Origin of the sequence: Nonomuraea ferruginea (assembly GCF_039540635.1) — a bacterium.
Lineage (GTDB): Bacteria > Actinomycetota > Actinomycetes > Streptosporangiales > Streptosporangiaceae > Nonomuraea > Nonomuraea ferruginea.
Genome location: NZ_BAABFD010000011.1, coordinates 50,035 through 74,368, shown reverse-complemented (window position 1 = coordinate 74,368; position 24,334 = coordinate 50,035). Strand labels below are relative to the sequence as shown.

At 71.7% G+C, this 24,334-nt stretch carries 20 protein-coding genes; 8 read left to right on the top strand and 12 right to left on the bottom strand.

Annotation, left to right across the window (positions count from 1 at the left end; genetic code table 11):
• Window positions 1-54: 54 nt before the first annotated feature.
• The 3 genes from ABD999_RS21195 (at window position 55) to ABD999_RS21185 (ending at window position 3,292) form a co-directional block, all read left to right on the top strand.
• Complete coding sequence (locus ABD999_RS21195; RefSeq protein ID WP_271280016.1) at window positions 55-612, top strand: FHA domain-containing protein; 558 nt, start codon at window positions 55-57, stop codon at window positions 610-612.
• 94 nt (window positions 613-706) lie between these two features.
• Window positions 707-2,248 carry a D-alanyl-D-alanine carboxypeptidase/D-alanyl-D-alanine endopeptidase gene (gene dacB, locus ABD999_RS21190; RefSeq protein ID WP_271280015.1) on the top strand — a complete coding sequence of 514 codons (1,542 nt, stop codon included), beginning with the start codon at window positions 707-709 and terminating at the stop codon, window positions 2,246-2,248.
• 213 nt (window positions 2,249-2,461) lie between these two features.
• Complete coding sequence (locus ABD999_RS21185; protein WP_271280014.1) at window positions 2,462-3,292, top strand: CAP domain-containing protein; 831 nt, start codon at window positions 2,462-2,464, stop codon at window positions 3,290-3,292.
• A gap of 140 nt (window positions 3,293-3,432) precedes the next feature.
• Here the strand turns inward: ABD999_RS21185 and ABD999_RS21180 are convergent, their stop codons facing one another.
• A complete protein-coding gene (locus tag ABD999_RS21180; protein ID WP_271276415.1) occupies window positions 3,433-4,272 on the bottom strand; it encodes a LysR family transcriptional regulator in 840 nt (279 codons plus the stop codon).
• A gap of 108 nt (window positions 4,273-4,380) precedes the next feature.
• Here ABD999_RS21180 and ABD999_RS21175 point away from each other — a divergent pair, with 108 nt between their 5' ends.
• Window positions 4,381-4,893, top strand: coding sequence for a nuclear transport factor 2 family protein (locus tag ABD999_RS21175; protein WP_271276416.1), 513 nt, complete (start codon window positions 4,381-4,383; stop codon window positions 4,891-4,893).
• A gap of 90 nt (window positions 4,894-4,983) precedes the next feature.
• Here the strand turns inward: ABD999_RS21175 and ABD999_RS21170 are convergent, their stop codons facing one another.
• From ABD999_RS21170 to ABD999_RS21145, 6 genes are all read right to left on the bottom strand, one after another.
• A complete protein-coding gene (locus ABD999_RS21170) occupies window positions 4,984-5,235 on the bottom strand; it encodes a hypothetical protein (RefSeq protein WP_219548433.1) in 252 nt (83 codons plus the stop codon).
• 314 nt (window positions 5,236-5,549) lie between these two features.
• Entirely contained in the window at window positions 5,550-6,533 is a 984-nt protein-coding gene (ilvC, locus tag ABD999_RS21165) for a ketol-acid reductoisomerase (protein WP_148034310.1), read from the bottom strand.
• A gap of 23 nt (window positions 6,534-6,556) precedes the next feature.
• Complete coding sequence (gene ilvN / locus ABD999_RS21160; RefSeq protein WP_148029472.1) at window positions 6,557-7,081, bottom strand: acetolactate synthase small subunit; 525 nt, start codon at window positions 7,079-7,081, stop codon at window positions 6,557-6,559.
• The gene (locus tag ABD999_RS21155) at window positions 7,078-8,814 is read right to left on the bottom strand and encodes an acetolactate synthase large subunit (protein WP_148029471.1); all 1,737 of its coding nucleotides are present in this window, start codon (window positions 8,812-8,814) and stop codon (window positions 7,078-7,080) included. The genes ilvN and ABD999_RS21155 overlap by 4 nt, the downstream gene beginning before the upstream one ends.
• 215 nt (window positions 8,815-9,029) lie before the next feature.
• A complete protein-coding gene (locus ABD999_RS21150; protein WP_416276706.1) occupies window positions 9,030-11,645 on the bottom strand; it encodes a putative bifunctional diguanylate cyclase/phosphodiesterase in 2,616 nt (871 codons plus the stop codon).
• A gap of 242 nt (window positions 11,646-11,887) precedes the next feature.
• Window positions 11,888-12,808: a 2-hydroxyacid dehydrogenase gene (locus ABD999_RS21145; RefSeq protein WP_148029470.1), complete on the bottom strand. Its 921-nt coding sequence runs from the start codon at window positions 12,806-12,808 to the stop codon at window positions 11,888-11,890.
• Between the two features lie 38 nt (window positions 12,809-12,846).
• Here ABD999_RS21145 and ABD999_RS21140 point away from each other — a divergent pair, with 38 nt between their 5' ends.
• Window positions 12,847-13,896 carry a PQQ-dependent sugar dehydrogenase gene (locus ABD999_RS21140; protein ID WP_271276418.1) on the top strand — a complete coding sequence of 350 codons (1,050 nt, stop codon included), beginning with the start codon at window positions 12,847-12,849 and terminating at the stop codon, window positions 13,894-13,896.
• Between the two features lie 3 nt (window positions 13,897-13,899).
• Here the strand turns inward: ABD999_RS21140 and ABD999_RS21135 are convergent, their stop codons facing one another.
• The 3 genes from ABD999_RS21135 to ABD999_RS21125 all read right to left on the bottom strand — a co-directional run bounded on the left by ABD999_RS21135 (window position 13,900) and on the right by ABD999_RS21125 (window position 18,169).
• Window positions 13,900-15,783: a VanW family protein gene (locus ABD999_RS21135; RefSeq protein WP_271276419.1), complete on the bottom strand. Its 1,884-nt coding sequence runs from the start codon at window positions 15,781-15,783 to the stop codon at window positions 13,900-13,902.
• Window positions 15,784-15,962: 179 nt separating this feature from the next.
• Window positions 15,963-16,625: a response regulator gene (locus tag ABD999_RS21130; RefSeq protein ID WP_148029467.1), complete on the bottom strand. Its 663-nt coding sequence runs from the start codon at window positions 16,623-16,625 to the stop codon at window positions 15,963-15,965.
• Window positions 16,622-18,169: an ATP-binding protein gene (locus tag ABD999_RS21125; protein ID WP_261808327.1), complete on the bottom strand. Its 1,548-nt coding sequence runs from the start codon at window positions 18,167-18,169 to the stop codon at window positions 16,622-16,624. The genes ABD999_RS21130 and ABD999_RS21125 overlap by 4 nt, the downstream gene beginning before the upstream one ends.
• 142 nt (window positions 18,170-18,311) lie before the next feature.
• On the opposite strand from ABD999_RS21125, the gene ABD999_RS21120 reads away from it, so the two are divergent.
• Genes ABD999_RS21120 through ABD999_RS21110 form a run of 3 tightly spaced genes read left to right on the top strand, consistent with a single transcriptional unit; the run spans window position 18,312 to window position 21,322 of the window.
• Window positions 18,312-19,274 (top strand): tripartite tricarboxylate transporter substrate binding protein, encoded by a 963-nt coding sequence (locus ABD999_RS21120; RefSeq protein ID WP_148029465.1) that lies wholly within the window; start codon window positions 18,312-18,314, stop codon window positions 19,272-19,274.
• The gene (locus ABD999_RS21115) at window positions 19,274-19,801 is read left to right on the top strand and encodes a tripartite tricarboxylate transporter TctB family protein (protein ID WP_271276420.1); all 528 of its coding nucleotides are present in this window, start codon (window positions 19,274-19,276) and stop codon (window positions 19,799-19,801) included. Before ABD999_RS21120 ends, ABD999_RS21115 begins: the two co-directional genes overlap by 1 nt.
• Window positions 19,802-21,322 (top strand): tripartite tricarboxylate transporter permease, encoded by a 1,521-nt coding sequence (locus ABD999_RS21110; protein WP_271276421.1) that lies wholly within the window; start codon window positions 19,802-19,804, stop codon window positions 21,320-21,322.
• A 39-nt stretch (window positions 21,323-21,361) separates the two neighbouring features.
• On the opposite strand, the gene ABD999_RS21105 is transcribed toward ABD999_RS21110, so the two are convergent.
• A complete protein-coding gene (locus ABD999_RS21105) occupies window positions 21,362-22,681 on the bottom strand; it encodes an MFS transporter (RefSeq protein WP_261808326.1) in 1,320 nt (439 codons plus the stop codon).
• A 112-nt stretch (window positions 22,682-22,793) separates the two neighbouring features.
• A complete protein-coding gene (gatB, locus tag ABD999_RS21100) occupies window positions 22,794-24,299 on the bottom strand; it encodes an Asp-tRNA(Asn)/Glu-tRNA(Gln) amidotransferase subunit GatB (RefSeq protein ID WP_271276422.1) in 1,506 nt (501 codons plus the stop codon).
• Between the last annotated feature and the right edge of the window lie 35 nt (window positions 24,300-24,334).

Sequence of the window (24,334 nt, the reverse complement as noted above, 5' to 3'; positions counted from 1 at the left end):
CAACAGATCCGCGTATTCTGGACAGGGTGCGCACTCGCGGCCGATACTCGGGAGATGAGCTCGACGCACCCACCGTTCCGCGCCTCTGATGGCGAACGGGATCGCGCGATCGACGAGCTCCGCGAGCGCGCCGCCGAGGGGCGGCTCTCGCACGACACCTTCGTGGTCCGCGTCGACCAGGCGCTGCGCGCCCGCAACCAGCAGGAGCTCGACGCGCTCGTGGCCGACCTGCCGCGGCGGCTCACGCTGCGCCGGCGGGTGACGAACGCGGTCACCGGCGCGGTGTCGGCGGTCTCCGGCTTCACCACCAGCCTGCAGTCCGCCTGGCGCAAGCCCCGGCTGCCCCGCCTCGCCCTGCCCGACGACGCCCGCCGGCGATACGTGGTCGGCCGCGGGTCCGCGTGCGACCTCGTCCTGTCGGACCTGACGGTCTCCCGGGTCCACGCCGAGCTGCGCCGCGACGACGACGGCGAGTGGATGCTGGTCGACCTGGGCTCGCTCAACGGCACCCGGCTCAACGGCTGGCGGCTGGTGGGCCCGGCCCGGGTCAAGCCCGGCGACGAGGTCTCGTTCGGCGACTGCGGGTTCGTCATGAACGCCGAAGGGCCCTAGTTCCACAAAGATACGGATATTTGCGGATTACACCGTGCGCCGCCTGGTTCATGATCACAGGCGAGCCCCTGTCGCATCCCTTTGGAGACCCCCTATGCGGCGCACCTCAGCATCCCTCGTCGCGGGCGCGCTCGTCGCGGCCCTCGCGTGGGCGTCCGGCCCCTCCTCCCCCGCGGTCGCGCTCGAACCCTCGCCCGGCGTGGCCGACCTGGCCCAGGACATCAACCAGATCCTCGCCGACTCCCGGCTGACCATCGCCCAGGCCGGTGTGATGGTCAAGAGCGCGGCGAACGGCGAGGAGCTCTACTCGACCGACGCGGGCAAGCTCCTGATGCCGGCGTCCAACACCAAGCTGTTCACGTCGGCCGCGGCGGCGGAGGTGCTCGGCCTCGACTACCGGTTCACCACCAGCGTGCTGAGCTCCGGGCGCAAGGCCGGTTCCGTGCTCACGGGCGACCTGGTGCTGCGCGGCACCGGTGACCCGACCATGCTGGCCGACGACTACGACGCGCTGGCCGCCGAGGTCGCCGGCTCGGGCGTCAAGCTGGTCACCGGCAAGCTCGTGGCCGACGACACCTGGTTCGACGCGGTCCGGCTCGGCCAGGACTGGGCGTGGGACGACGAGACGGCCTACTACGCGGCCCCGATCTCCGCGCTCACCGCCTCCCCCGACCGCGACTACGACGCGGGCTCGGTGATCGTCACCGTCGCGCCCGACGGCGGCAAGGTCAAGGTGACCACCACGCCGGACACCGACTACCTGGAGATCGTCAACAAGGCCACGGTGGGATCGTCCACCGATGTGCTCATCGAGCGCACGCACGGCACGAAGACCGTGGTCATCACCGGCACGGTCGCGTCCACGTACAACGAGTGGGTGTCCGTGGACGACCCGGCCTCCTACACCGCGGCGCTGTTCCGCGACGCGCTCAAGAAGCACGGCGTGCGGGTGCTGGGCAAGACCGTGGCCGGCGCGGCCCCCGGCGGCGCCAAGGAGCTGGCGAAGAAGGAGTCGATGCCGCTCAGCGAGCTGCTCGTGCCGTTCATGAAGCTGAGCAACAACATCCACGCCGAGATCCTCACCAAGGCGATGGGCCGCAAGGTCGCCGACCAGGGCACCTGGGCCGCCGGGCTCAAGGCGAGCTCCGACTTCGCCCGCGCCAACGGGGTGCAGGTGCTCAACCTGCGCGACGGCTCCGGCCTGTCGCGCCGCGACGGCATCACGCCCGCCTCGATCGCGCAGCTGCTGCTCGCCGTGCGTGACAAGCCGTGGTATCAGGCGTGGTACGACTCGCTGCCGGTCGCGGGGAACGCGGACCGGTTCGTGGGCGGCACCCTGCGCAGCCGGATGCGCGACACTCCGGCGGCGAACAACGTGCGCGCCAAGACCGGGTCGCTCACCGGCGTCACGGCGCTGTCCGGATACGTGACGAGCGCCGACGGGGAGCCACTGGTGTTCTCCATCATGCTGAACCAGTATCTGTCGTCCTCGCCGAAGGACATCGAGGACAAGATCGCGATCCGCCTCGCGCAGTTCTCCAGGACCGCGACGGTGGACGCCGCGGTCCAGCTCAAGTCGGCCGCCAAGGAGTCGCCCGACCTGGAGTGCTCGTGGCTCAAGCCCGCGCAGTGCTAGCACGATCACTTTTCTGACCGGGTGCGCCCCAACGGGCGCACCCGGTTTTTTGTGCCCTGGACGCGTGATCCAGGCGATGGGTTTACCGAGGCCAGCGGGTTAATTGTTACGATTGGGTCACGTGGAGCTCCAGATATAGAGGAGTTTTTCCGGACATCAACGACGCGGAGGGCCAGAATGCGGTCTCGACGCTCAACTCACCGGAGGACAGCGATGCGAAGACGGCTCCAGGCACTGGCCTGCCTCGGAAGTCTCGCGGCGACGGGCATTCCCGCGTCGAGCCCGGCGGCCGCGCAGACCGCGTACACGGCGCAGGCCGTGGGGACCGCGGCGGGCGCCGCGGTCCCCACGATGGCGGCGTGCCGCGTGGTGGCCGCCAGGCCGGCGCTGGACCCGGGCGGGACGATCACGGCCACGGCCGTGCGGACCGGCTGCGACGACGAGTCCCTGCTCCGCCTACGGATCAGGGAGGCAGGACCCGGCCCCGACCGCACCCTCGGGAGCGACTCCCGGGTGCTGGTGAACGGCCGCGTCACGGTCAGGCTGCGCTGCTCCCCCGCTCCGCGCCGCTACTACGTCACGGCCATGGACTTCGAGGGCCGCCCCGCCACGTCGCGCAGCGTGGTGCTGTCCTGCGGGTACGGGCGAGGGTCCGGCTCGGACGCCTCCGCCACCGAAGCCGCGGTCGTCAGGCTCACCAACCAGGCCCGCGCCGGCCGGGGCTGCCGGCCGCTGCTGCACGACCGCAGGCTGCACAGGGCGGCCGAACGGCACTCGGCGGACATGGCCGCCAGGGGCTACTTCGACCACACCGGCCGGGACGGCCGCTCCGGGGGCGACCGCATCCGGGCCGCCGGTTTCGCGCCGCTCCGCGGCTGGGGCGAGAACATCGCCGTAGGCCCGCACTCCGCCGCCCAGGTGGTGCGGGGCTGGCTCGACAGCCCCGGTCACCGCAGGAACATCATGGACTGCTCGTACACCCACATCGGCGTCGGCCAGCACCCGCGCGGCCCGCACTGGACCCAGACCTTCGCCAGCCACTGAGCCCCGGGCGCCGAGACCACCGGAGCGCCGGGCGTACCGGCCCCACCCGTGCCGGTTCCCACCGCACGCCCCGCGCTCCCCTCCGGCGGGTCCGGCCGCGGCTCCGTATCGGACCGCGGCCGGGCCCGCACCCAGGCGGGTCAGTCGCTCAGAAGGTCCACCGCGGCCCGGCCGAACGCGCGCACCCTGCCCGTCTCGCCGCCGGCCCGCCACACCAGCCCCCATTCGACCCGGGGCGCGTCGCGTACCGGCACGTAGGCCACGTCAGGGCGGGCGTAGTAGCGCCGCGTCTGCGCCCCCACCAGTAGCACCCCGCGCCCCGCGCCGACCAGCGTCAGGGCCTCGTGCAGGGTCGCCGCCCGAGGCCCCGGCGAGCCCGGTGCGGCCCGGCCGCCCGCCAGCTCCACCACCGTCACCCGCTCCAGGTCGGCCAGCCCCACGGACTCCCGGCGGGCGAACGGATGCCCCGCCGGAACCGCCGCCACCAGCGCCTCCCGCACCAGCACCGGCCCCGCGTCCGCGCCCGGCACCGGCAGCGTCGTCAGCACGACGTCCACCTCGCCGTCGCGCAGCCACGCCGCCACCTCTCCCGGCTGCGCCTCCCTGATCACCACCTCGCAGCCCGGCACCCTGCTCCGGAACAGCTCCTCCACCCCGGCCAGCAGCTGCCCCGCGGCCGCCCCGGTGAAGGCCGCTCGAAGCGTCCCCGTCAGCCCGCGGCCCGCGTCGGCCGCCCGCTCGTACGCGGCCCCGATGGCCTCCCAGGCGGGCCGCACCTCCTCGTGGAGCCGGCGCCCCACCGGGGTGAGCGCGACGCGGCGGCTGGTCCGGTCGAACAACGGCGCGCCCACCCGCCGCTCCAGCTTCCTGATCGTCTGACTGACCCGCGCGGTGGACACGCGCAGCCGCTCGGCGGTGTGCCCGAAGTGCAGCTCCTCGGCGAGGGTCAGGAACGCCTCGATCTCGTGCCTCTCCAGCACCCCGCCCTCCCGTCCTTAAGCCCGGCTTCACGATCGTGGCACAGAGCGGCGTTGATCACCGCCCGCCGGAACCGGAGGCTGGAGGCGCGTTCGAAAGGAGCACCACGCATGTACGTCACCGAGCACCACGCCCTGTCCGGGGCCCCGCGCGAGCTGGAGGACCGGACGGAGATCACCGACACCCTCCTCCGCTTCGCCCTGGGCCAGGATCTGCGGGACGAGGACCTGTTCGCGTCCTGCTTCACCGAGGACGCCGAGCTGGACTTCCGCCCGGCAGCCGCCCGCTGGGGCGCCGCGCCGCCGCTGATGAAGGGCCGGGACGCGATCGTCACGACTATCCTGTCCGGCTTCAGCGGACGGGTCGACACCACCCACCAGGTCACGAACCCGCGCATCGCCGTCACCGGCGACACGGCCCGCCTGACCGCCCTGGTCGAGGCGCAGCACCTGCTCACCGCCGACCACGACACGCACGCGCTGCTGAAGAACCGCTACGACGTCGAGCTGGTACGGGACGGCGGCCGATGGCTGATGAGCCGGATCCGCATCGAGAACGTCTGGTACACCGGCGACCCGGCGGCCATCTTCACGGACAGTAACCGGCCCGGCGGCGTCACGTAGAGAGGGAGGGGAATGGGGAAAGGGGCGGAAAACGGTGACGGGGCCCACCTCGTCGATGAGGTGGGCCCCGCTCTAACGACCTGTTATGCCTCAGCGGTTGGTGAGGATGTCCAGGACATCGTTGAGGACGTCGAGGTCGAGGAAGTCATTGTCAGAACCGTTGTTGGTCCACTCGCCATCCTGCGACCTGTTGTACCTGATGTCGTCGCCGTCGTCGTCGTGGTCGTGGTCGTAGTTGGCCACTACCGGTGCGGTGGTGTAACCCTGAGCGAGCGCGGGAGCGCCGCCCAGCATGACCATGCCGCCGATCAGACCGGTCAGGACAAGTCCCGTCTTGTACATCGGATCTCCTCTGTTACCTCTCGACTACTCTCCGTAGGTAGCGGTCGGAAGTATCCCCGAAGGCCTCTCCGAACAAACGCCGAGAATCACGCTTTGACGTACGAAGAAGCCTCCCTTGGCGGAACCTAGACGAAAGCCGGTCCTCCATGACGATCGGACTACCCACAGGCGACGCCGTCCGGATGAGATGGGGACGGGCAGGGCGGCGCCGGAAAAGCGGCAAAAAGGGCGCGGCCCGGGCCGGAGGATCACCCCGGCCGGGGCCGCGCACGCGGACTCACGCGGCTCTGTCAGCCGCGTAGCGTCATGAAAAATCAGGCCTTGAGCCAGCTCATCATCGGACGGAGCTCGGCGCCGGTCTTCTCGATCGGGTTCTCCGCCAGCTCGTCACGGTGACGCTGGAACTCCTTCTGGCCGCCGTCGAACTCCTCCACCAGCTCGCGGGCGAACCGGCCGTCCTGGATCTCGGCGAGGATCTCGCGCATCGCCTGGCGGGTCTGCTCGGTGACGACGCGCGAGCCGCGGGTGTAGCCGCCGTACTCGGCCGTGTCGGAGACCGACCAGTACATCTTCGAGATGCCGCCCTCGTACATGAGGTCGACGATGAGCTTCATCTCGTGCAGGCACTCGAAGTAGGCGACCTCCGGCTGGTAGCCCGCCTCGATCAGGGTCTCGAAACCGGCCTTGATCAGCTCGGAGACGCCGCCGCACAGCACGGCCTGCTCGCCGAACAGGTCGGTCTCGGTCTCCTCGGTGAAGGTGGTCTTGAGCGCGCCGGCGCGGGTCCCGCCGATGCCCTTGGCGTACGAGAGCGCCAGGTCGAGGGCCTTGCCGGAGGCGTCCTTCTCCACCGCCACCAGGCAGGGCACGCCGCGCCCCGCCTCGAACTGGCGGCGCACCAGGTGGCCGGGGCCCTTGGGCGCGACCATGCACACGTCGACGCCCTCGGGCGCCTCGATGAGGCCGTAGCGGATGTTGAGGCCGTGGCCGAAGAAGAGCGCGTCGCCCTCCCTGAGGTTCGGCGCGACGTGCTCGGCGTAGAGGTGGCGCTGGATGTGGTCCGGCGCCAGGATCATCGTGACGTCGGCCTCCTTGACCGCCTCCGACGGCGTGAGCACGCGCAGGCCGTCGTTCTCGGCCTTCTCACGGCTCTTGGAGCCCTCGGGCAGGCCGACGCGCACGTCGACGCCGGAGTCACGCAGGGAGAGCGCGTGGGCGTGGCCCTGGCTGCCGTACCCCAGCACGGCCACACGGCGCCCCTGGATGATCGACAGGTCGGCCTGGTCGTCGTAGAAAATCTCGGTCACTTGCGAATAACCTTTCAGGCGGTACGGTCCAGTGCCCTGAGGGACCGGTCGGTGATGGAACGGGCGCCGCGGCCGATGGCCACCATGCCCGACTGGACGAGTTCTTTGATGCCGAAGGGCTCGAGCACCTTGACGAACGCGTCGAGTTTGTCGGGGGTGCCGGTGACCTCGATGGTCACCGCGTCGGAGGCCACGTCGATGCAGCGGGCCCGGAAGAGCTGGACGAGCTCCAGCACGTGGGAGCGGCTGTCGGCGTCGGCCTTGACCTTGATCAGCGTCAGCTCGCGCTGCACGGACTGGGACGGGTCGAGCTCGACGATCTTGAGCACGTTCACCAGCTTGTTGAGCTGCTTGGTGACCTGCTCCAGCGGGAGCTCCTCGACGTTGACCACGATCGTCATGCGGGAGATGTCTTCGTGCTCGGTGGGCCCGACGGCCAGCGAGTCGATGTTGAAGCCCCGCCGGCTGAACAGCGCGGACACCCGCGCCAGGACACCCGGCTTGTTCTCCACGAGCACTGACAGCGTGTGTCTGCTCATTCTTCGTTCTCCCACGTAGGCGCCATGTCACGGGCGTACTTGATCTCGTCGTTGCTCGTCCCTGCCGCGACCATGGGCCAGACCATGGCGTCCTGGTGGACGACGAAGTCGACCACCACCGGCACGTCGTTGATCTCCATGGCCTTCTTGATGGTCGCGTCGACGTCTTCGGGACGCTCGCACCTCAGGCCAACACAACCATAGGCCTCCGCCAGCTTGACGAAGTCGGGGATCCGGCGGGTCGCCTGCAGGTCGGTGTTGGAGTAGCGCTCGTCGTAGAAGAGGGTCTGCCACTGGCGGACCATGCCGAGGTTGCCGTTGTTGATGACGGCGATCTTGATCGGCACGCCCTCCAGGGTGCACGTGGCCAGCTCCTGGTTGGTCATCTGGAAGCAGCCGTCGCCGTCGATGGCCCACACGACCGCGTCGGGGTCGCCCATCTTGGCGCCCATCGCGGCCGGGACCGCGAAGCCCATGGTGCCGGCGCCGCCGGAGTTGATGAACGCGCCCGGCCGCTCGTGCGCGATGAACTGGGCGGCCCACATCTGGTGCTGGCCGACCCCGGCGACGTAGTAGGCGTCGGGCCCGGCGATCGCGCTCAGCCGCTGCATCACGTACTGGGGGGCCAGCGAACCGTCGTCGAACTCGTCGTAGCCGAGCGGGTAGGTCTCCTTGTAGCCGTTGAGTGTCGTCCACCAGTCGGCGTAGTCGCCCTGCTGGCCGGACGCCTCGACGGCGGCGATCAGGTCGCCGATGACCTCCTTGCAGTCGCCCACGATCGGCACGTCGGCGTGGCGGTTCTTGGAGATCTCCGCCGGGTCGATGTCGGCGTGCACGATCTTGGCGTACGGGGCGAACGTGGAGAGCTGGCCGGTGACCCGGTCGTCGAACCGGACGCCCAGGCCGACGAGCAGGTCCGCCTGCTGCAGGGCGCCCACCGCGGAGACCGAGCCGTGCATGCCGGGCATGCCGAGGTGCTGGGGGTGGCTGTCGGGGAACGTGCCGCGCGCCATCAGCGTGGTGACGACCGGGATGCCCGTCAGCTCGGCCAGGCGGAGCAGCTCCTCGGAGGCGCGTGCCTTGTGGACGCCGCCGCCGACGTACAGCACGGGCCGCCGGGACTCGGCGATCAGCTTGGCCGCTTCGCGGATCTGCTTGGAGTGCGGCCGGGTGACGGGGCGGTAGCCGGGCAGCTGCATGACCGGCGGCCAGCTGAACAGGGTCTCGGCCTGCAGCGCGTCCTTGGAGATGTCGACCAGCACGGGCCCGGGGCGGCCGGTGGCGGCGATGTGGAACGCCTCGGCGATCGTCCGCGCGATGTCGTCGGCGTCGGTGATGAGGAAGTTGTGCTTGGTGATCGGCATGGTGATGCCGGAGATGTCGGCCTCCTGGAAGGCGTCCGTGCCGATCGCCCCGCTGGCCACCTGCCCGGTGATCGCCACGATCGGCACCGAGTCCATGTAGGCGTCGGCGATCGGAGTCACCAGGTTGGTCGCACCCGGCCCGCTGGTCGCCATGCACACGCCGACCTTGCCGGTGGCCTGCGCGTATCCCTCGGCCGCGTGCCCGGCGCCCTGCTCGTGCCGTACAAGCACGTGCCGGACCTTGGCCGAGTCGTACAGGGGATCGTAGGCGGGGAGGATGGCGCCGCCAGGGATCCCGAACACGGTGTCGACTCCCACGTGCTCCAAGGCCCTGACCAGGGCCTGTGCACCTGTCATCCGTTCGGTCATCGGCTCGTTCCTTGTGTGATCACACGTCAGGACATAAAAAATGCCCCTCCCCACGGGAAGTGGGAGCGGGGCGGCGCGCAGGTCGGAGTGCTTCGCTAACGGCCTGCGCGCCGGCGAAGTACTACGAGAATCTCACTGCGAAGCATGGCTTACACGATAGCCGCTCTGAACCGCCCGGTGTCAACTTGGTGGGACACAGGTCTCACACGCTGAGATCAAACGGTGAGACTGGTCCGCATCAGCGAGTCGACGCCCCTGGCCGCCATGGGCCGGGCCACGAGGAAACCCTGACCGCGGGTGCAGCCCATCTCGCGCAGCAGGTCGAGCTGCTCGGGCCGCTCGATGCCCTCGGCCACCACGATGAGCCCGAGGTCGTGGCCGAGCCGCACGATGGTCCGGGTGAGCAGGGTCAGCGTGTCGTCCTGGCCCAGCCCGGACACGAACGACGGATCGATCTTGATCATGTCGACCGGGAGCTGACGGAGGAAGGCCAGCGAGGCGTAGCCGGTGCCGAAGTCGTCGATGGCCAGCCGCACGCCCAGGGCGCGCAGCTCCGACAGCCGCTTGACGGTCTCGTCGGCGTCGTCGACGAGCATCTCCTCGATCACCTCAAGGGTGAGCGCGCAGGCGGGCAGCCCGCTCTCCTCCAGCGCCTCCTCGACCGTCTGCACGAACCGGGGGGCGGTGATCTGGCGGGCGGACAGGTTGAGCGACAGGCCGATGTCCCAGGACTCGGCCCGCCAGGCGGCCACCTCGCGGCACGCCTCGCGCAGGATCCACTCCCCCAGCGGCACGATGAGGCCGGTGTCCTCGGCCGGGCCGAGGAACTGGTCGGGCGGCACGAACACCGAGCCGCGGCACCACCGCACCAGCGCCTCGACCGCGGTCACCCGGGAGGTGGCCAGGTCGACCACGGGTTGGTACTCGATCGCGAACTGGTGCTCGATCAGCGCCCGCTGCAGGTCGGCGGCGAGCTCCAGCCTGCGGACCACGTCGGCGTGCATCTGCGCGGCGAACACCTCGACCCGGCGCCCGCCGAGCTCCTTGGCCCGCGCCATGGCCACGTCGGCGTTGCGGATCAGGTCGCCTGCGGGCACGTCGTCCTCGGCGAAGGCGACCCCGACGCTGCCGGTGAGCGCCACGTCTCGGTCGGCCACCCGGAACGGCTCCTGCGAGACCGCCCGCAGCAGGCGCTCGGCCAGGTCGACGGCGAGCTGCGCGTCGCCGCCGGTCTCGATGAGCACGGCGAACTCGTCACCGCCCCACCGGGCGAGCGTGTCGTCGGGGCGTACGGCGCCGCGCAACCGGCGCGCGGCCTGGCCGAGGAGGTAGTCGCCGCTGGCGTGGCCGACGGAGTCGTTGACGGAGGTGAACCCGTCGAGGTCGAGGAAGATGACCGCGACGTGGCCGGAGCCGCCGAGCACCTCGCGGGTGCGCTCCTCGAAGTAGGCGCGGTTGGGCAGGCCGGTGACGCCGTCGTGGAAGGTCAGGTGGGCGACCTGGTTGCGCAGCGCCTCCTCGTCGCTGATGTCGCGGGTGGTGACCAGGATCTGGTCCTCGCCGCTGGCGTGGCGGGTGGCGACGGACTCGGTGGGCCGCCAGGTGCCGTCGGCGGCGCGTACGCGGCAGGCGATGAGGCAGGCGCCGGGATTGGCGTCGTCCTCGTCGTCGAGGCCCATCGCGCGCAGCGACGACTGGATCTGGGGCACGTCCTCGGGGTGGATGTAGTCGAAGATCGATCCGCCGACGAGCTGCTCGGGGCGGTAGCCGTAGGTCTCCTCCACCCCGGCCCCGATCTCGTGCACGGTGCCTTCGTGGTCGCAGATGAGCACCACGTCGCCGGTGCTCTCGGCCAGGTCGCGCAGCTGCTTCTCACCGCGCGAGAGCAGCGTGCGCAGCCGCAGGTTGACGCCCGACAGCACGAACAGGCGCAGCAGCAGGAGCAGCACCATCGAGGCGGCGACCACCACGACGCCGGTGACGGGCGCCTGCCGCCCCCCGCCCGACAGGTGGACGACCATCGTCACGGTGGCCACGGCGACCAGCGCCAGCGGCAGCAGGGCGACGAGGCTGCCCATGAGCGGCCAGGCCGTCACCTCGCGGGGGCGTGCCCAGGGCACGACGGTCAGCAGCAGGAACGCCGCCGGCGCGAGCGCCAGGCTCCATCCGGGCGGCCCGCCGCCGTCGAGCCTGGCCACGGCGCCGGCCAGGCTGGAGGTCGTGGTGGCCGCGAGCACGCACAGGCCGGCCACGCCGAGCGGCAGGGCGACGGCCCTGCCGGTGACCACGGAAGGCACCACCGCGCACGTCACCAGCAGCGCCAGCATGGGCGGCAGCATCGAGAAGGTGAACAGCGCCGGGTCGGCGGTGTTGTCGTAGACGTGGCGCAGCGCCACCACCCAGCCGACCACGAACAGCGCGGCGGCGGACAGGTAGGAGTCGGTGACGTGGCGGAGCACGACCAGGGCGGGCGGGCGGCGACCGCCGGCGACGAGCGCGCCCCCGCCGATCAGCACGGTGCCGAGCAGCACGAGCAGGTCGGCGAAGCTCACCATGAGGCTGGAGCTGTCGGTGAACGGGCGCACGGCCACGCCGAGAGCCCAGACCGCGGCGCCGCCGCCCATCCAGCGGATGCCCCTGGACATGGACCGGCGCTCGGCCGGCGGCCCGGAGGCGAGCAGCAGCGAGGCGGCGGCGAGCATGGCCGCGAGGAATCCGGCGACAGCGCCGATGTAGAGGGCCGGGCCGCCCGCAAGGAGCGCAGCCGCGACCCCGGCCGCGCCGATCGCCGCTCCGGCGGTCAGCGATGCCCGTGGATCACGCCAGCGGATCACAGTCGTTGCCCATCCCGTCCTCGAACCCTGCTCCCGTGGCCGCCGAAGCCCGGCGGGTCCACATCGCCAGTGTGTGTGGTCTCGGCTGCGCGGGTGGTGACAACGCCGATGTCGTCACCGATCTGATAACCACACGGACCAATTGCCGCCAAGAATTCCTTGACAGGAAGTCAGGAAACCTTGGATAGACGCAACCGTACGCACCGAAGGTCACGGCCCAGCCACGTTCCGGATTCTCCTCAGTACGCGTCGGTGATGATGTTGTCCAGCGGCTCGCCGCGGAGGTGCCTGGAGATTTGCGCCCGGATGAGCTTCAGCGTGCGCCGGCCGGATGCGGGCGTGCTGCCGGCCACGTGGGGGGTGATCAGCACGCCGGGGGCGCTCCACAGGGGGTGGCCCTCGGGCAGCGGCTCCGGATCGGTCACGTCGAGCGCGGCCCGCAGCCGGCCGGCCTCCAGCTCGGCGACCAGCGCGCCGGTGTCGACCACTCCGCCCCTGGCGGCGTTGACCAGCACGGCGCCGTCCTTCATGCGGGCCAGGAATCCGGCGTCCACCATGCGGGCGGTGGCGGGGGTGGAGGGCACGAGCAGCACCACCACGTCCGCTTCGGGCAGCAGGCCGGGCAGCTCGTCCATGCCGTGGACGGGCCCGTACTCGCTGTCGCGGGCGCTCCTGGCCACCCGGACGATCTCCACCTCGAAGCCCGCCAGGCGGCGCTCCAGCGCGCCGCCGATGGAGCCGTAGCCGACGATCAGCACGGTGGAGTCGGCGAGCGCCCCGGTGTGGCGGTAGGTCCACGCGCCGCGCCGCTGCGCGCCGGCGAACTCGGGGAACTCGCGGACGACCGCGATCATCGCTCCCGCCGCCCATTCGGCGGTGCCGGCGTCGTGCACGCCGCGCGCGTTGCACAGCACCACGCCCTCCGGCAGGTGAGGGCGGTACGGGTCGACGCCCGCGGTGACGGTCTGGAGGAGGCGCAGCGAGCGCATGCGGGCGAGGATCCCGGGCACGTCGGACACCACCACGAGAGGCGGGACCCACACCTCGACGTCCTCGATCCCGGGCGGCTCCGGCACGTCGCGGTGGAACACCGCGCACTCCACGCCGGGCAGCTCGGACAGGACGTCGGCGACAGCGTCGGAGGGCACCCAGATCTTCATGCGGGAAACCTTAAGGGTCGGGAGTGAGTATGGGACACATGAGGCACATCTGGATGATCATCTTTCTGGCGGCGCTCACCGCCTGTTCAGGCGCGGACGGGGTGGCGACCACGCCCACGGCCTCCGTCAGCCCCGGGCGCTCCCCGGGCGAGCCCACGACGGTGGCGGAGAACCTCGCGGTGCCGTGGTCGATCGCGTTCCTGCCCGGCGGGGACGCGCTGGTGACCGAGCGCGACACCGCCCGGCTGGTCCGCGTGAGCGCCTCCGGCCAGGTCACCGAGGTGGCCAAGATCGACGGCGTCGTCCCCGACGGCGAGGGCGGGCTGATGGGGCTGGCGGTCAAGGACGACCAGGTGTTCGTCTACTACACCGCCGCCGAGGACAACCGGATCGTCCGCTACCGGTTCACCGGCGACGGGGTGTCGGATCCGCGGGTGATCGTCCAGGGCATCCCCAAGGGCGGCATCCACAACGGCGGCAGGCTGGCGTTCGGGCCCGACGGCCACCTGTACGCGAGCACCGGCGAGATCGGCGACCGGGAGCTGGCGCAGCAGCGCGACTCGCTCGCGGGCAAGATCCTGCGGATGACCCCCGACGGCGAGCCCGCGCCCGGCAACCCGTTCGGCACGCTCGTCTACAGCCTCGGCCACCGCAACGTGCAGGGCCTGGCCTGGGACGACCAGGGCAGGCTGTACGCGTCCGAGTTCGGCGCCAACAGCTTCGACGAGCTCAACCTGATCAAGCCGGGCGCCAACTACGGCTGGCCGGAGGTCGAGGGCCGCGGCGACAACCCCGAGTTCGAGAACCCGATCGTCACCTGGGACACCTCGGAGGCGTCACCGTCGGGGCTGGCCTACGCCGACGGGTCGCTCTGGATGGGCGCGCTGCGCGGCGAGCGCCTGTGGCAGATCCCGCTGGCCGCGGACGGCTCGCCCGGCGAACCGGTCGCCCACTACTCCGGCGTCTACGGCAGGCTCCGCGCGGTCTCCACGGCTTCCGACGGGAAGCTCTGGGTGGGCACCAGCAACAAGGACGGCCGGGGCGACGTACGTGACGGCGACGACAGGATCATCGCCGTCACGCCGTGACGGTCAGCTTCCGGAGGCGCAGACGACCTCGGCCCGAGGACGGTACTTGGTGGTCAGCTTCTTGTCGCGCTTGACCACCTTGCCGTCGTTGTGGAAGACGCGGGTGACGTCGATGGTGAAGCCCTGCTGGCCGGGGCCGGCCACGCAGTCGGGGGCGTCGCTGGTCTCGCGGCGGAACGGGGTGAAGTCCCGCTTCTCGGACTCGACGGCCTCGACCTTCTCGTACCGCTTGGTGCTGTAGAGGGTGACGGTGACGGACGTCTCGGTGGACGCCGTCTTGATCAGCACGCCGTGGTCGGAGTCGTTGCGCCACTTCAGGTCGAGGTCGGGGTAGAGCAGCGCGGCGTCGCGGCCGGCCGGGTAGCGGGTCGAGTGGTAGTCCATCGGCGTGTGCGCCACGTCCTCGAAGCCGCCGTAAAAGACCGCGTTGTAGAGCGCGGTGGCGAACTGCGACGAGCCGCCGCCCATGATGGTGAGCAGCCGGCCGCCGACGATCTGCGGCGCCGGCACGTAGCCGCCCTCGGTGGTGCGCTCGCCGACCAGTTCGTTGAGCGAGAACGTCTGGCCCGGCCTGACCAGGTGGCCGTCCACGTCCGCGGCCATCTGCCTGATGTTGGTGACCCGCGGCTGGCAGCAGTCGAACATGGAGGTGAACGAGCCCACGGCCTCCTTGATGCCGAGCCCGCTCACCTCCTCGGTGGTGACGTCCGGCGGCGCGGCGGACAGCGTGACGGGGACGACCCGCTCGCCGCCGCGCCGCAGCATGCCGGTCACGTCGCGGGCGAGGCGCTCCTCGTCGATGCCGCGCCCCGCGCGGGAGGTGACGAGCCGGGGGCTGCCGTCGACGATCTCGTACGTGGCGTCGCGTGGCGCCTGGGCCGCGTCCACCAGGACGCTCTCCACGGGGCCGAGCGCCTTCGCGGCGTCGAACCGGGGCTTCAGCGCCCCCTCGTCGTCGGCCACGAAGGTCAGGCTGGCCGCGATGGCCGCCGGGGTGAGCTGGGCCTGCTTGCCGTCGAGGGTCAGCGTGATCGGGCCGGCGACGGCGCGCCTGGCCTGGGTCCTGGCCCGGTTCACGGCCTCCTGCGTGGTGGCGGGCTCGGCCGGTTTCAGCGACAGCGACGCCTTGCCGCTGCCGGTGAGGAAGGCGGCGCTGATGGCCTTGACGGCCTCGCCCCGGTCGAGCAGCGCGCCTGGGCGCGGCTGGGTGACGACGGGCCGCAGCTCCTTGAACGTCACCTTGCCCTCGGTCGGAGGCTTGTCGACGGTCCCGGCCAGCGCCTCGACGGTCCTGGCGAGCTGGGAAGCGTCGACGGTTACCTGGGGTTCCAGCTCGGTGGTGCCGGTCAGCGCCCGCCACACCTCGCCGGGGCTGGGGAAGCCGCTGGGCACCTGGTTGATCGTGCTGACCACGTCCAGCTGCAGGCCGGCCTCGTCGGGCTGGACGGTGTCGCGGTGCTTGCCGACGGTCACCACGACGGGCTTGCTGAGCTCGGCGGCCAGCTCGGCGCGGAGCTTCTCGGCCGCCTGCGTGACGGTCAGGCCGCCGATGTCGACGCCGTCGACGCGGGTGCCTGGCAGCACGGTGCCGGACATCAGCACGGCCGGCACCAGGTAGGCCAGGAGGACGGCGAGGACCACGAGCACGCCGACGGCGGGCAGCAGGCGGCGCCGCCTGGACGGCTCGGGGTCGGTGTAAGCGGGCGGCTGCGGCTCGGTGAAGGCCGGTGCGGGATTCACGCTGACCGGCCACGGCTGCGACTGCTGCGGGGCCGGGGGCGGCCCGCCGTTCGCGGCGGCCTGGGGGCCCTGGCCCGCGGGCGGGGACTCCGGCCGGCCCTGGGGGCCGAAGATGTCCCTGGACACACCGGGTGGAAGGCCTTCCACCTTCGGCTTCCTCGAAGTGGCGCGCGAGGGTAACGGCACCGAGGCGAACGGGTCGGTCGGTGATTCGATCGGTCCCGCGTTACGCACGCCTCAATCTCCTCCCTCTCCGCAGCCACTTCTCAGGAAACAGTAAGGCACGCGGGTACGGATATGTCACGAGAAACGACTACGGAAGTGTGTCAGCCGATCCAGCGGTATCGGTGTTCCGGTCTGCCCGCCGTCCCGTACCTGGGCCGCAGCTCGGCCCGGCGGGCGCCGCACAGGTACTCCAGATAGCGGCGGGCGCTGACCCGCGACAGCCCCGTCAGGGATGCGGTCTCCACGGCCGACAGGTCGCGGCCCGCCTCCCGCAGCACCGTGGCGACCAGTGCGCAGGTCGCCTGCGACAGGCCCTTGGGCAGCGCCGGCGGGGTGCCGGTGACGCCGAAGAGCCGGTCCACGTCGTCCTGGTGGGCCTCCGGCCCGATGGCGCTGAGCTGCCTGCGGGTATGGGCGTACTGCTGGAGCCGCTCGGTGAGCGCGGCGGCGGCGAACGGCTTGATCAGGTAGTTGACCGCCCCGCCGCGCATGGCCTCCCTGACCGTCGGCACGTCGCGGGCCGCGCTGATGACCAGCACGTCCACGCCGCTGATCGCCTTGAGCACTTCCAGGCCGGACATGTCGGGCAGGTAGATGTCGAGCAGGACGAGGTCGGGCCGCGACCCGGCAACAGCGGTGATCGCGTCGGCCCCGTTGTGGGCGGTGGCCACCACCTCGAAGCCCGGCACCCTGGCGACGTAGCCGGCGTGGATGCGGGCCACCATGAAGTCGTCGTCCACGACCAGCACCCGGATGTCGCTCACGTCGCCGCCTCCTCGGGCAGCAGGGCGGTGAACACCGCGCCGCCGGAGTTGCGCACCCGCACCCAGCCGCCGCGGCGCAGGCAGGCCTGACGGGTGAGCGCCAGGCCGAGCCCGCGCGGCCCCGAGTGGGCCGCCTTGGTGGTGAACCCCTCACGGAAGACCTCCTCCACCAGCTCCGGCGTGATGCCCGGCCCCGAGTCGCGCACCCGTACGCGCAGCCCGCCGTCCCCCGCCACGACCGAGACCTCGATCGTGCCGGCCCGGCCGTCGAGCGCGTCGATGGCGTTGGCCACCAGGTTGCCGACGACCAGGACCGCGTCCTGCGGGTCGCCGAGCGCCCCCTCGGGCACCGTGGAGTCGTCCGACAGCACCAGCCGGGCGCCGCGCTCGGCCGCCTCGGCCGACTTGGCCAGCAGCAGCGCGGCCAGCGTGGGGTCCTGCACCCGCTCGCGCAGCTCGCCCGCCTTCACGCCCGGGGTGGTGCTGGTGATGAACGCGATGGCGGCGTCGTGTTCGCCCATCTCCAGCAGCCCGACCACGGTGTGCATGCGGTTGGCGAACTCGTGCGCCTGGGCCCGCAGCGCCTCCGTCGCGCTGCTGGTCGACTCCAGCTCGCGGGCGAGCCGGACCAGCTCGGTGCGGTCGCGCAGGGTGATCACCCAGCCGCTCTGCCGGCCCCGTACGGACACCGGGGTGCGGTTGAGCACCAGCACCCGCTCGCCGTGCAGGACCACCCGGTCCTCGCCGGGGTCGGCGCCGCCGAGCACGTCGCGCATGCGGTCGGAGACGGGCATCCGGGTCAGGTCGTCGCCGACGTCGCCGAGCAACTCGCGGGCGGCGTCGTTGACCAGCGTCACCCGGCCGTCGAGGTCGAGCGCTAGCACGCCTTCCTTGACGCCGTGCAGCACGCCCTCGCGCTGCTCCAGCAGGGCGGCGATCTCGCGCGGCTCCAGCCCGAACGTCTGCCTGCGCACCCTCGCGGTGATCAGGGCGGCCGCGGCGAGCCCGGCGACGAGCACGGCCGTCGCGGTCCACAGCAGCGGCGGCAGCGCGCCCGCCACCTCGCCGATGACCGTGGTCTCCAGCACGCCGACCGAGACCAGGCCGATGACCTCGCCGTACTCGTCGCGCACCGGGGTCTTGCCGCGGACCGTGATGCCGATCGTGCCCTTCTGGGTGCCCACCCAGTCGCCGCCGGTGGTGAGCACGTAGCTGCCGTCGGTGGACAGCCGGTGGCGGATCAGCGAGGCGTTGGGGTGGGCGTAGCGGACCTGGTCGGCGTTGGCGATCACCACGTAGTCGGCGCCGGTGGTCTGCTGCACGCTCAGCGCGAGCGGCTGCAGCACGGTCTCCGGCCGGCGCAGCTTGAACGCCTCGCGCACCTGCGGCAGGGCGGCGACCGACTGGGCGATGGCCAGCGCCCGCTGCTCGTAGCGGGAGTCGTACTGGTTGCGGGTGTGCTGTGCCCAGACAGCGGCGGTGCTGCCGACGGCGAGCAGCACGATCGCCATCTGGAGCACGAACAGCTGGGTGCCGAGTCTCACGCAGCACATGCAAACAGCGCCAGGTCACGGGCCGGTTGCGACCAATACGACCACTACGACCGCTACCTGCAGAGTCTCGACGCGGGCGCTCACGGGCCGCACGATCCAGGGTTCATAGATGTGAAACCCCCTGGAGTTGATCATGCGTTTGCGCATCATCGCCGCGCTCGCGGCGTTCTCCGTCGCGCTGGCCGGCTGCGGCGGCGGCAGCGGCGGCGGCACCACGACCCTGCGCATCATGGCCCCGGCCTCGCCCGGCGGCGGCTGGGACCAGACCTCACGCACCGCGGAGCAGGCGCTGAAGTCCGTCGCGCCGGACCGCGGCGTCGAGGTCTTCAACGTCCCCGGCGCCGGCGGCACGATCGGGCTGGCCCAGCTCGCCGGTGAGCAGGGCAACGGCAACCTGCTGATGACCATGGGCCTGGTCATGGTCGGCGCCATCGAGCAGAACAAGTCCAAGGTCACGCTGGCCGAGACGACGCCGATCGCCAAGCTGACCGAGGAGTACGAGATCGTCGTGGTCCCGGCGGAGTCCCCGCTCCAGTCGCTGCAGGACCTGGTGGCCGCGTGGAAGGCGGACCCGGCGAAGGTGTCGGTCGCGGGCGGCTCGGCCGGCGGCACCGACCACATCGTGGCCGGGCTCATGGCCAAGGCCGCGGGGGTCGACCCCAAGCAGGTCAACTACATCGCGCACTCCGGCGGCGGCGAGGCGCTCAACGCGCTGCTCGGCAACAAGGTCACGATCGGCGTCTCGGGCGTCGGCGAGTTCGCCGAGCACGTCAAGTCCGGCAAGCTGCGCGCGCTCGGCGTCACCTCCGGCGAGCGGCTGCCCGAGCTGGACGCGCCCACGCTGAAGGAGGGCGGCCTGGACGTGGAGCTGGCCAACTGGCGCGGCTTCGTGGCCCCCGGCGGGCTCGCCGACGCCGACCGGCAGGCGCTGACCGACCTGGTCACCAAGATGCGCGACTCGCAGCCGTGGAAGGACGCGGTGGCCAAGAACGGCTGGATCGACTCGTTCATGACCGGCCAGGAGTTCGACGCCTACCTGAAGTCCGAGGAGACCCGGGTCAAGGGCATCATCGCCGAGATGGGGCTCGTGTCCTGATGTCCTCACCCGAGGAGCCCACTCTTCAGGAGACCGGGCGCAAGCGCGGCCTTTGGCGGCCCGAGCTGGGGCTGGCCCTGGTGGTGCTCGGTCTCGGCGTGTTCGTCGTCGTGGGCACGCTCGACGTGTCGGCCGCGGCCTCCCGGCTCGGGCCGGGGCCGCGGTTCTTCCCCATGCTGGTCGGCGGGGCGATGATCCTCATCGGCCTGTTCTACGTGGCCGACGTGCTGCGCGGCGGGCGCGGCGACCCGGAGGAGAGCGAGGACGTGGACGCCGAGGCGCCCGCCGACTGGCGCGGCGTCGGCCTGGTGAGCGGCGTCTTCCTGGCCTTCACCGCCGTGCTGGACGTGCTCGGCTGGATCATCGCGGCGAGCCTGCTGTTCTTCGGGCTGTCACTGGCGCTCGGCGCCGAGCACAAGGTCCGCGCGGCCCTGATCGCGGTGGTGCTGGCCGTCTCGACGTACCTGACGTTCGTCGAGGGGCTGGGCGTCACGCTGCCCGCCGGGCTGCTGTCGGGGGTGATCTGAGTGGAGTCGCTGGGGCTGCTGCTCGACGGGTTCGCCGCCGCGCTGACGCCGGTCAACCTGCTGTACGCGCTCGTCGGCGTCACACTCGGCACCCTCGTTGGCGTGCTGCCGGGCATCGGGCCGGCGATGACCGTGGCGCTGCTGCTGCCGATCACCTTCACGGTGCCGCCGGCCAGCGCGTTCATCATGTTCGCCGGCATCTACTACGGCGGCATGTACGGCGGCTCGACCACGTCCATCCTGCTCAACACGCCCGGCGAGTCCTCCTCCATGATCACCGCGCTGGAGGGCAACAAGATGGCCAGGCGCGGGCGGGCCGCGCAGGCGCTGGCCACGGCGGCCATCGGCTCGTTCGTGGCGGGCACGATCGCCACCGCGCTGCTGGTGTTCGCGGCGCCTGCCGTGGTGAGCTTCGCGATCTCGTTCGGTCCCGAGGACTACTTCGCGCTGGCGATCCTGGCCTTCACCGCGGTGTCGTCGGTGCTGTCGCGGTCGGTCGTGCGCGGGCTGGCCTCGCTGGTGCTGGGGCTGGCGATCGGGCTGGTCGGCATCGACCAGCAGACCGGGCAGGCCCGGCTCACGCTGGGCATCCCGCAGCTCCTCGACGGCATCGACGTGGTGATCGTCGCGGTCGGGCTGTTCGCCGTGGGCGAGGCGCTGTACGTGGCCTCCCGGCTGCGGCACGCCCCGCCGGACGTCGTACCCGTCGGGCGGGCCTGGATGGGCCGCTCGGACTGGGGCCGGTCGTGGCGGCCGTGGCTGCGCGGCACCGCGCTCGGCTTCCCGTTCGGCGCGCTGCCCGGCGGCGGCGCCGAGATCCCCACGTTCCTGTCGTACGCGGCCGAGAAGCGGCTCGCCCGCGGCGTGGCGCGGGAGGAGTACGGGAAGGGCGCGATCGAGGGCGTGGCCGGGCCCGAGGCGGCCAACAACGCCTCGGCGGCGGGCACCCTCGTGCCGCTGCTCACGCTGGGGCTGCCGACCTCCGCCACGGCCGCGATCATGCTGGCGGCCTTCCAGCAGTACGGGCTGCAGCCCGGGCCGCAGCTCTTCGACCACAACCCGGCGCTGGTGTGGGCCATGATCGCGTCGCTGTTCATCGGGAACACGATGCTGCTCGTGCTGAACCTGCCGCTCGCGCCGGTCTGGGCCAAGCTGCTGCGGATCCCGCGCCCGTACCTCTACAGCGGGATCATCCTGTTCGCCGCGCTCGGCGTCTACGCGCTGAACGCCAGTGCGGTGGACCTCGTGGTGCTGTTCGTGCTCGGGCTGCTCGGGTTCGCCATGCGCCGGTTCGGGCTGCCGGTCGCGCCCGCGGTGATCGGCATGATCCTGGGGCCGATGGCGGAGATCCAGCTGCGTCGGGCGGTGGCCATCGGCGCCGGCGACGTGACCGTGCTGGTGGGCAGCCCGGTCGCGGTGGTGCTGCTCGTGCTGTCGCTGCTGGCCCTGCTGACGCCGCTGCTGCGGGGCTTCATGGCCAGACGGCGGATGCCGCCGCTGCCGGTCTCGCACGAGGACTGAACGACGCGGCCCCGGACACCACCCGGGGCCGCGTCCGTCTCAGACCGCCGCGGTCGCGGGGACGGGGGTTCCGGCCCGCACGGCGCGGGGCACGATCAGCAGCCCGGCCGCCGCTATGACCAGGGTCGCGGTGAACACCGTCCAGTAGGCCCCGCCGGCCGCGATGAACAGCGCGGAGGTGACGGCGACCGCCACCACCGAGAACACCGACTCGCCCAGGTGCAGCGCCCCGCTGTTCTCGCCGGCCTCGCCGGGGGCCGACAGCTCCAGCGTGAGCACCGACAGCGTCGGGTAGATCAGCCCCATCCCGAACCCGGCCGCGATCCAGGCCGGATAGGCCAGCTCCAGCGGCACCCCGGGGAACGTCACGGCCCCCATCGCCACGATGCCCGCCGACAGCGCCACCGAGCCCAGCCGCAGGTTCGTGCTCCGGCTGAACACCTCGCGCCCCTGCAGCCAGGAGGCGAGCGACCAGGTCAGCGCGCCGCCGGTGAGCGCGATCCCGGCGGTGAACGGCGACATGCCGCGCTCCTCCTGCAACATGAGCGGCACCATCACCTCGGCCGCGAAGAACGCCCCGGTGGCCAGGCCGCGCAGCCCCACCACCGCCGGCAGCCCTCTGGCGGCCCTGAGCGTCCCGGGGGGCAGCAGCCTGGGCAGCGCCACGGCCAGGATCACCAGCCCGATCGCCAGCAGCGCGAACCGCCCGTCGCTCCCGTACTGCATGAGGGCCGCCGCCACGGCCGTCACCGCCGCCCACGCGATCTTGCCCATGAGCCCCGGCGCCGGGGCGCCCTGACCGCCGCGCACCGGCTGCCCGGCCAGCCCGCGCGCCAGCACCAGCCCGGCCGCCACGGTCAGGAACGGCACCAGCAGGAACACCCACCGCCAGCCCAGCGTCTCCACGATCACGCCGACGATCGCCGGCCCCACCATCGACGGCACCACCCACGCGGTCGCGAACAGCGAGAACACCCGGGGATGCAGCTCCTCGGGATAGACCCGGGCCACCACCACGTACAGCGCCACGTTCACCAGCGCCCCGCCGAACCCCTGGATCAGCCGCCCGGCGATCAGCACCTCCATGGCCGGCGCCAGCCCCGCCAGCGTCAGCCCGCCGATGAACGCGGCCGCGCCGGTCCAGAGCGGCGGGAGCGGCCCGCGCACGTCCGCCCACCGGCCGCCGAGCACCGTGCCCACCACCCCGGCCGCCAGCGCGCTGCTGAAGGCCAGCCCGTAGAGCTCGAACCCGCCGAGCTCACGCGCCACCACCGGCATCGCCACCGCGACCGCCACATATTCGAAGGCCACCAGTGACACCATCGCCACGAGGCCCGCGGTCAGAGCAGATGTCTTCATACCGGAGACGGTAGATCCGCTCCTCGCGGAAAACCTCCAGCCACGGCCGTAGGCCGGGGTACGCGGATCGTCCTAGGTCCCGCCCCCACGCGCGGAGGGCGGGACCTAGGACCTACTCGGAGACGCCCAGCTTCTCCAGGATGAGCTGACGGGCGCGGGCCGCGTCGGCCTTGCCCCGGCTGGCCTTCATCACGCCGCCGACCAGCGCGCCGACGGCCGCGATCTTGCCGGAGCGCACCTTCTCGGCGGCGTCGGCGTTGCCCGCCAGGACCTCGTCGATCATCGCCGACAGCTCGCCCTCGTCGTTGACGATCTTCAGGCCGCGCTTCTCGACCACCTCGTCGGGGGCGCCCTCGCCGCCGAGCACGCCCTCCAGCACCTCGCGGGCCAGCTTGTCGTTGAGCGCGCCTGAGGCGACCAGCTCGGTCACCTTGGCCACCTGCGCGGGCGTGATCGGCAGGTCGGCCAGCGCCACGCCGGTCTCGTTGGCGCGGCGGGCCAGCTCGCCCATCCACCACTTGCGGGCGTCGGCCGCGGGCGCGCCCGCCGCGACCGTGGCCTCCACCAGGTCGATGGCGTCGGCGTTGTGCATGGCCCGCATGTCGAGGTCGGACAGCCCCCACTCGGCCTGCAGCCGCTTGCGCTTGACCGTCGGCAGCTCGGGCAGCCCCGCCTTGAGCTCCGCCACCCACGCCGGGTCCGGCGCGATCGACACCAGGTCGGGCTCGGGGAAGTAGCGGTAGTCCTGCGCCTCCTCCTTGGACCGGCCGGACGTGGTGGTGCCGGTGTCCTCGTGGAAGTGACGGGTCTCCTGCACGATCCGGCCGCCGTCGGCGAGGATCGCGGCCTGCCGCTCGATCTCGCCGCGCACCGCGCGCTCGACGCTGCGCAGCGAGTTGACGTTCTTGGTCTCGGTACGGGTGCCCCACTCGGACGCGCCGCGCGGCATGAGCGAGACGTTCACGTCGCAGCGCAGCGAGCCCTCCTCCATGCGCACGTCGGAGACGCCCAGCGAGCGCATGATCTCGCGCAGCTCGGTGACGTAGGCCTTGGCCACCTCGGGCGCGAGCCGGTCGGTGCCGGGGATCGGCTTGGTGACGATCTCGACCAGCGGGATGCCGGCCCGGTTGTAGTCGACGATCGAGTAGTCGGCGCCGTGGATGCGGCCGGTGGCTCCGCCCACGTGGGTCGACTTGCCGGTGTCCTCCTCCAGGTGGACCCGCTCGATCTCGATCCGCACGGTCTCGCCGTCGACCTCCACGTCGAGGTAGCCGTCGAAGCAGAGCGGCTCGTCGTACTGGGAGATCTGGTAGTTCTTCGGCATGTCCGGATAGAAGTAGTTCTTCCGAGCCATGCGGCACCACTCGGCGATCGAGCAGTTGAGCGCCAGGCCGATCCTGATCGTGGACTCGATCGCCATGGCGTTGGCCACGGGCAGCGCCCCCGGCAGCGCCAGGCAGGTCGGGCACACCTGCGTGTTGGGCGGCGCGCCGAAGGTGGTCTTGCAGCCGCAGAACATCTTCGACGCGGTGCCCAGCTCGACGTGCGTCTCCAGCCCGAGCACGGGCTCGAAGCGAGCGAGCGCCTCGTCGTACGGCATGGCCGTCTCGACAGTCATGATGAGGTCCTTCGTTCAGATCGCATGCGAACCAG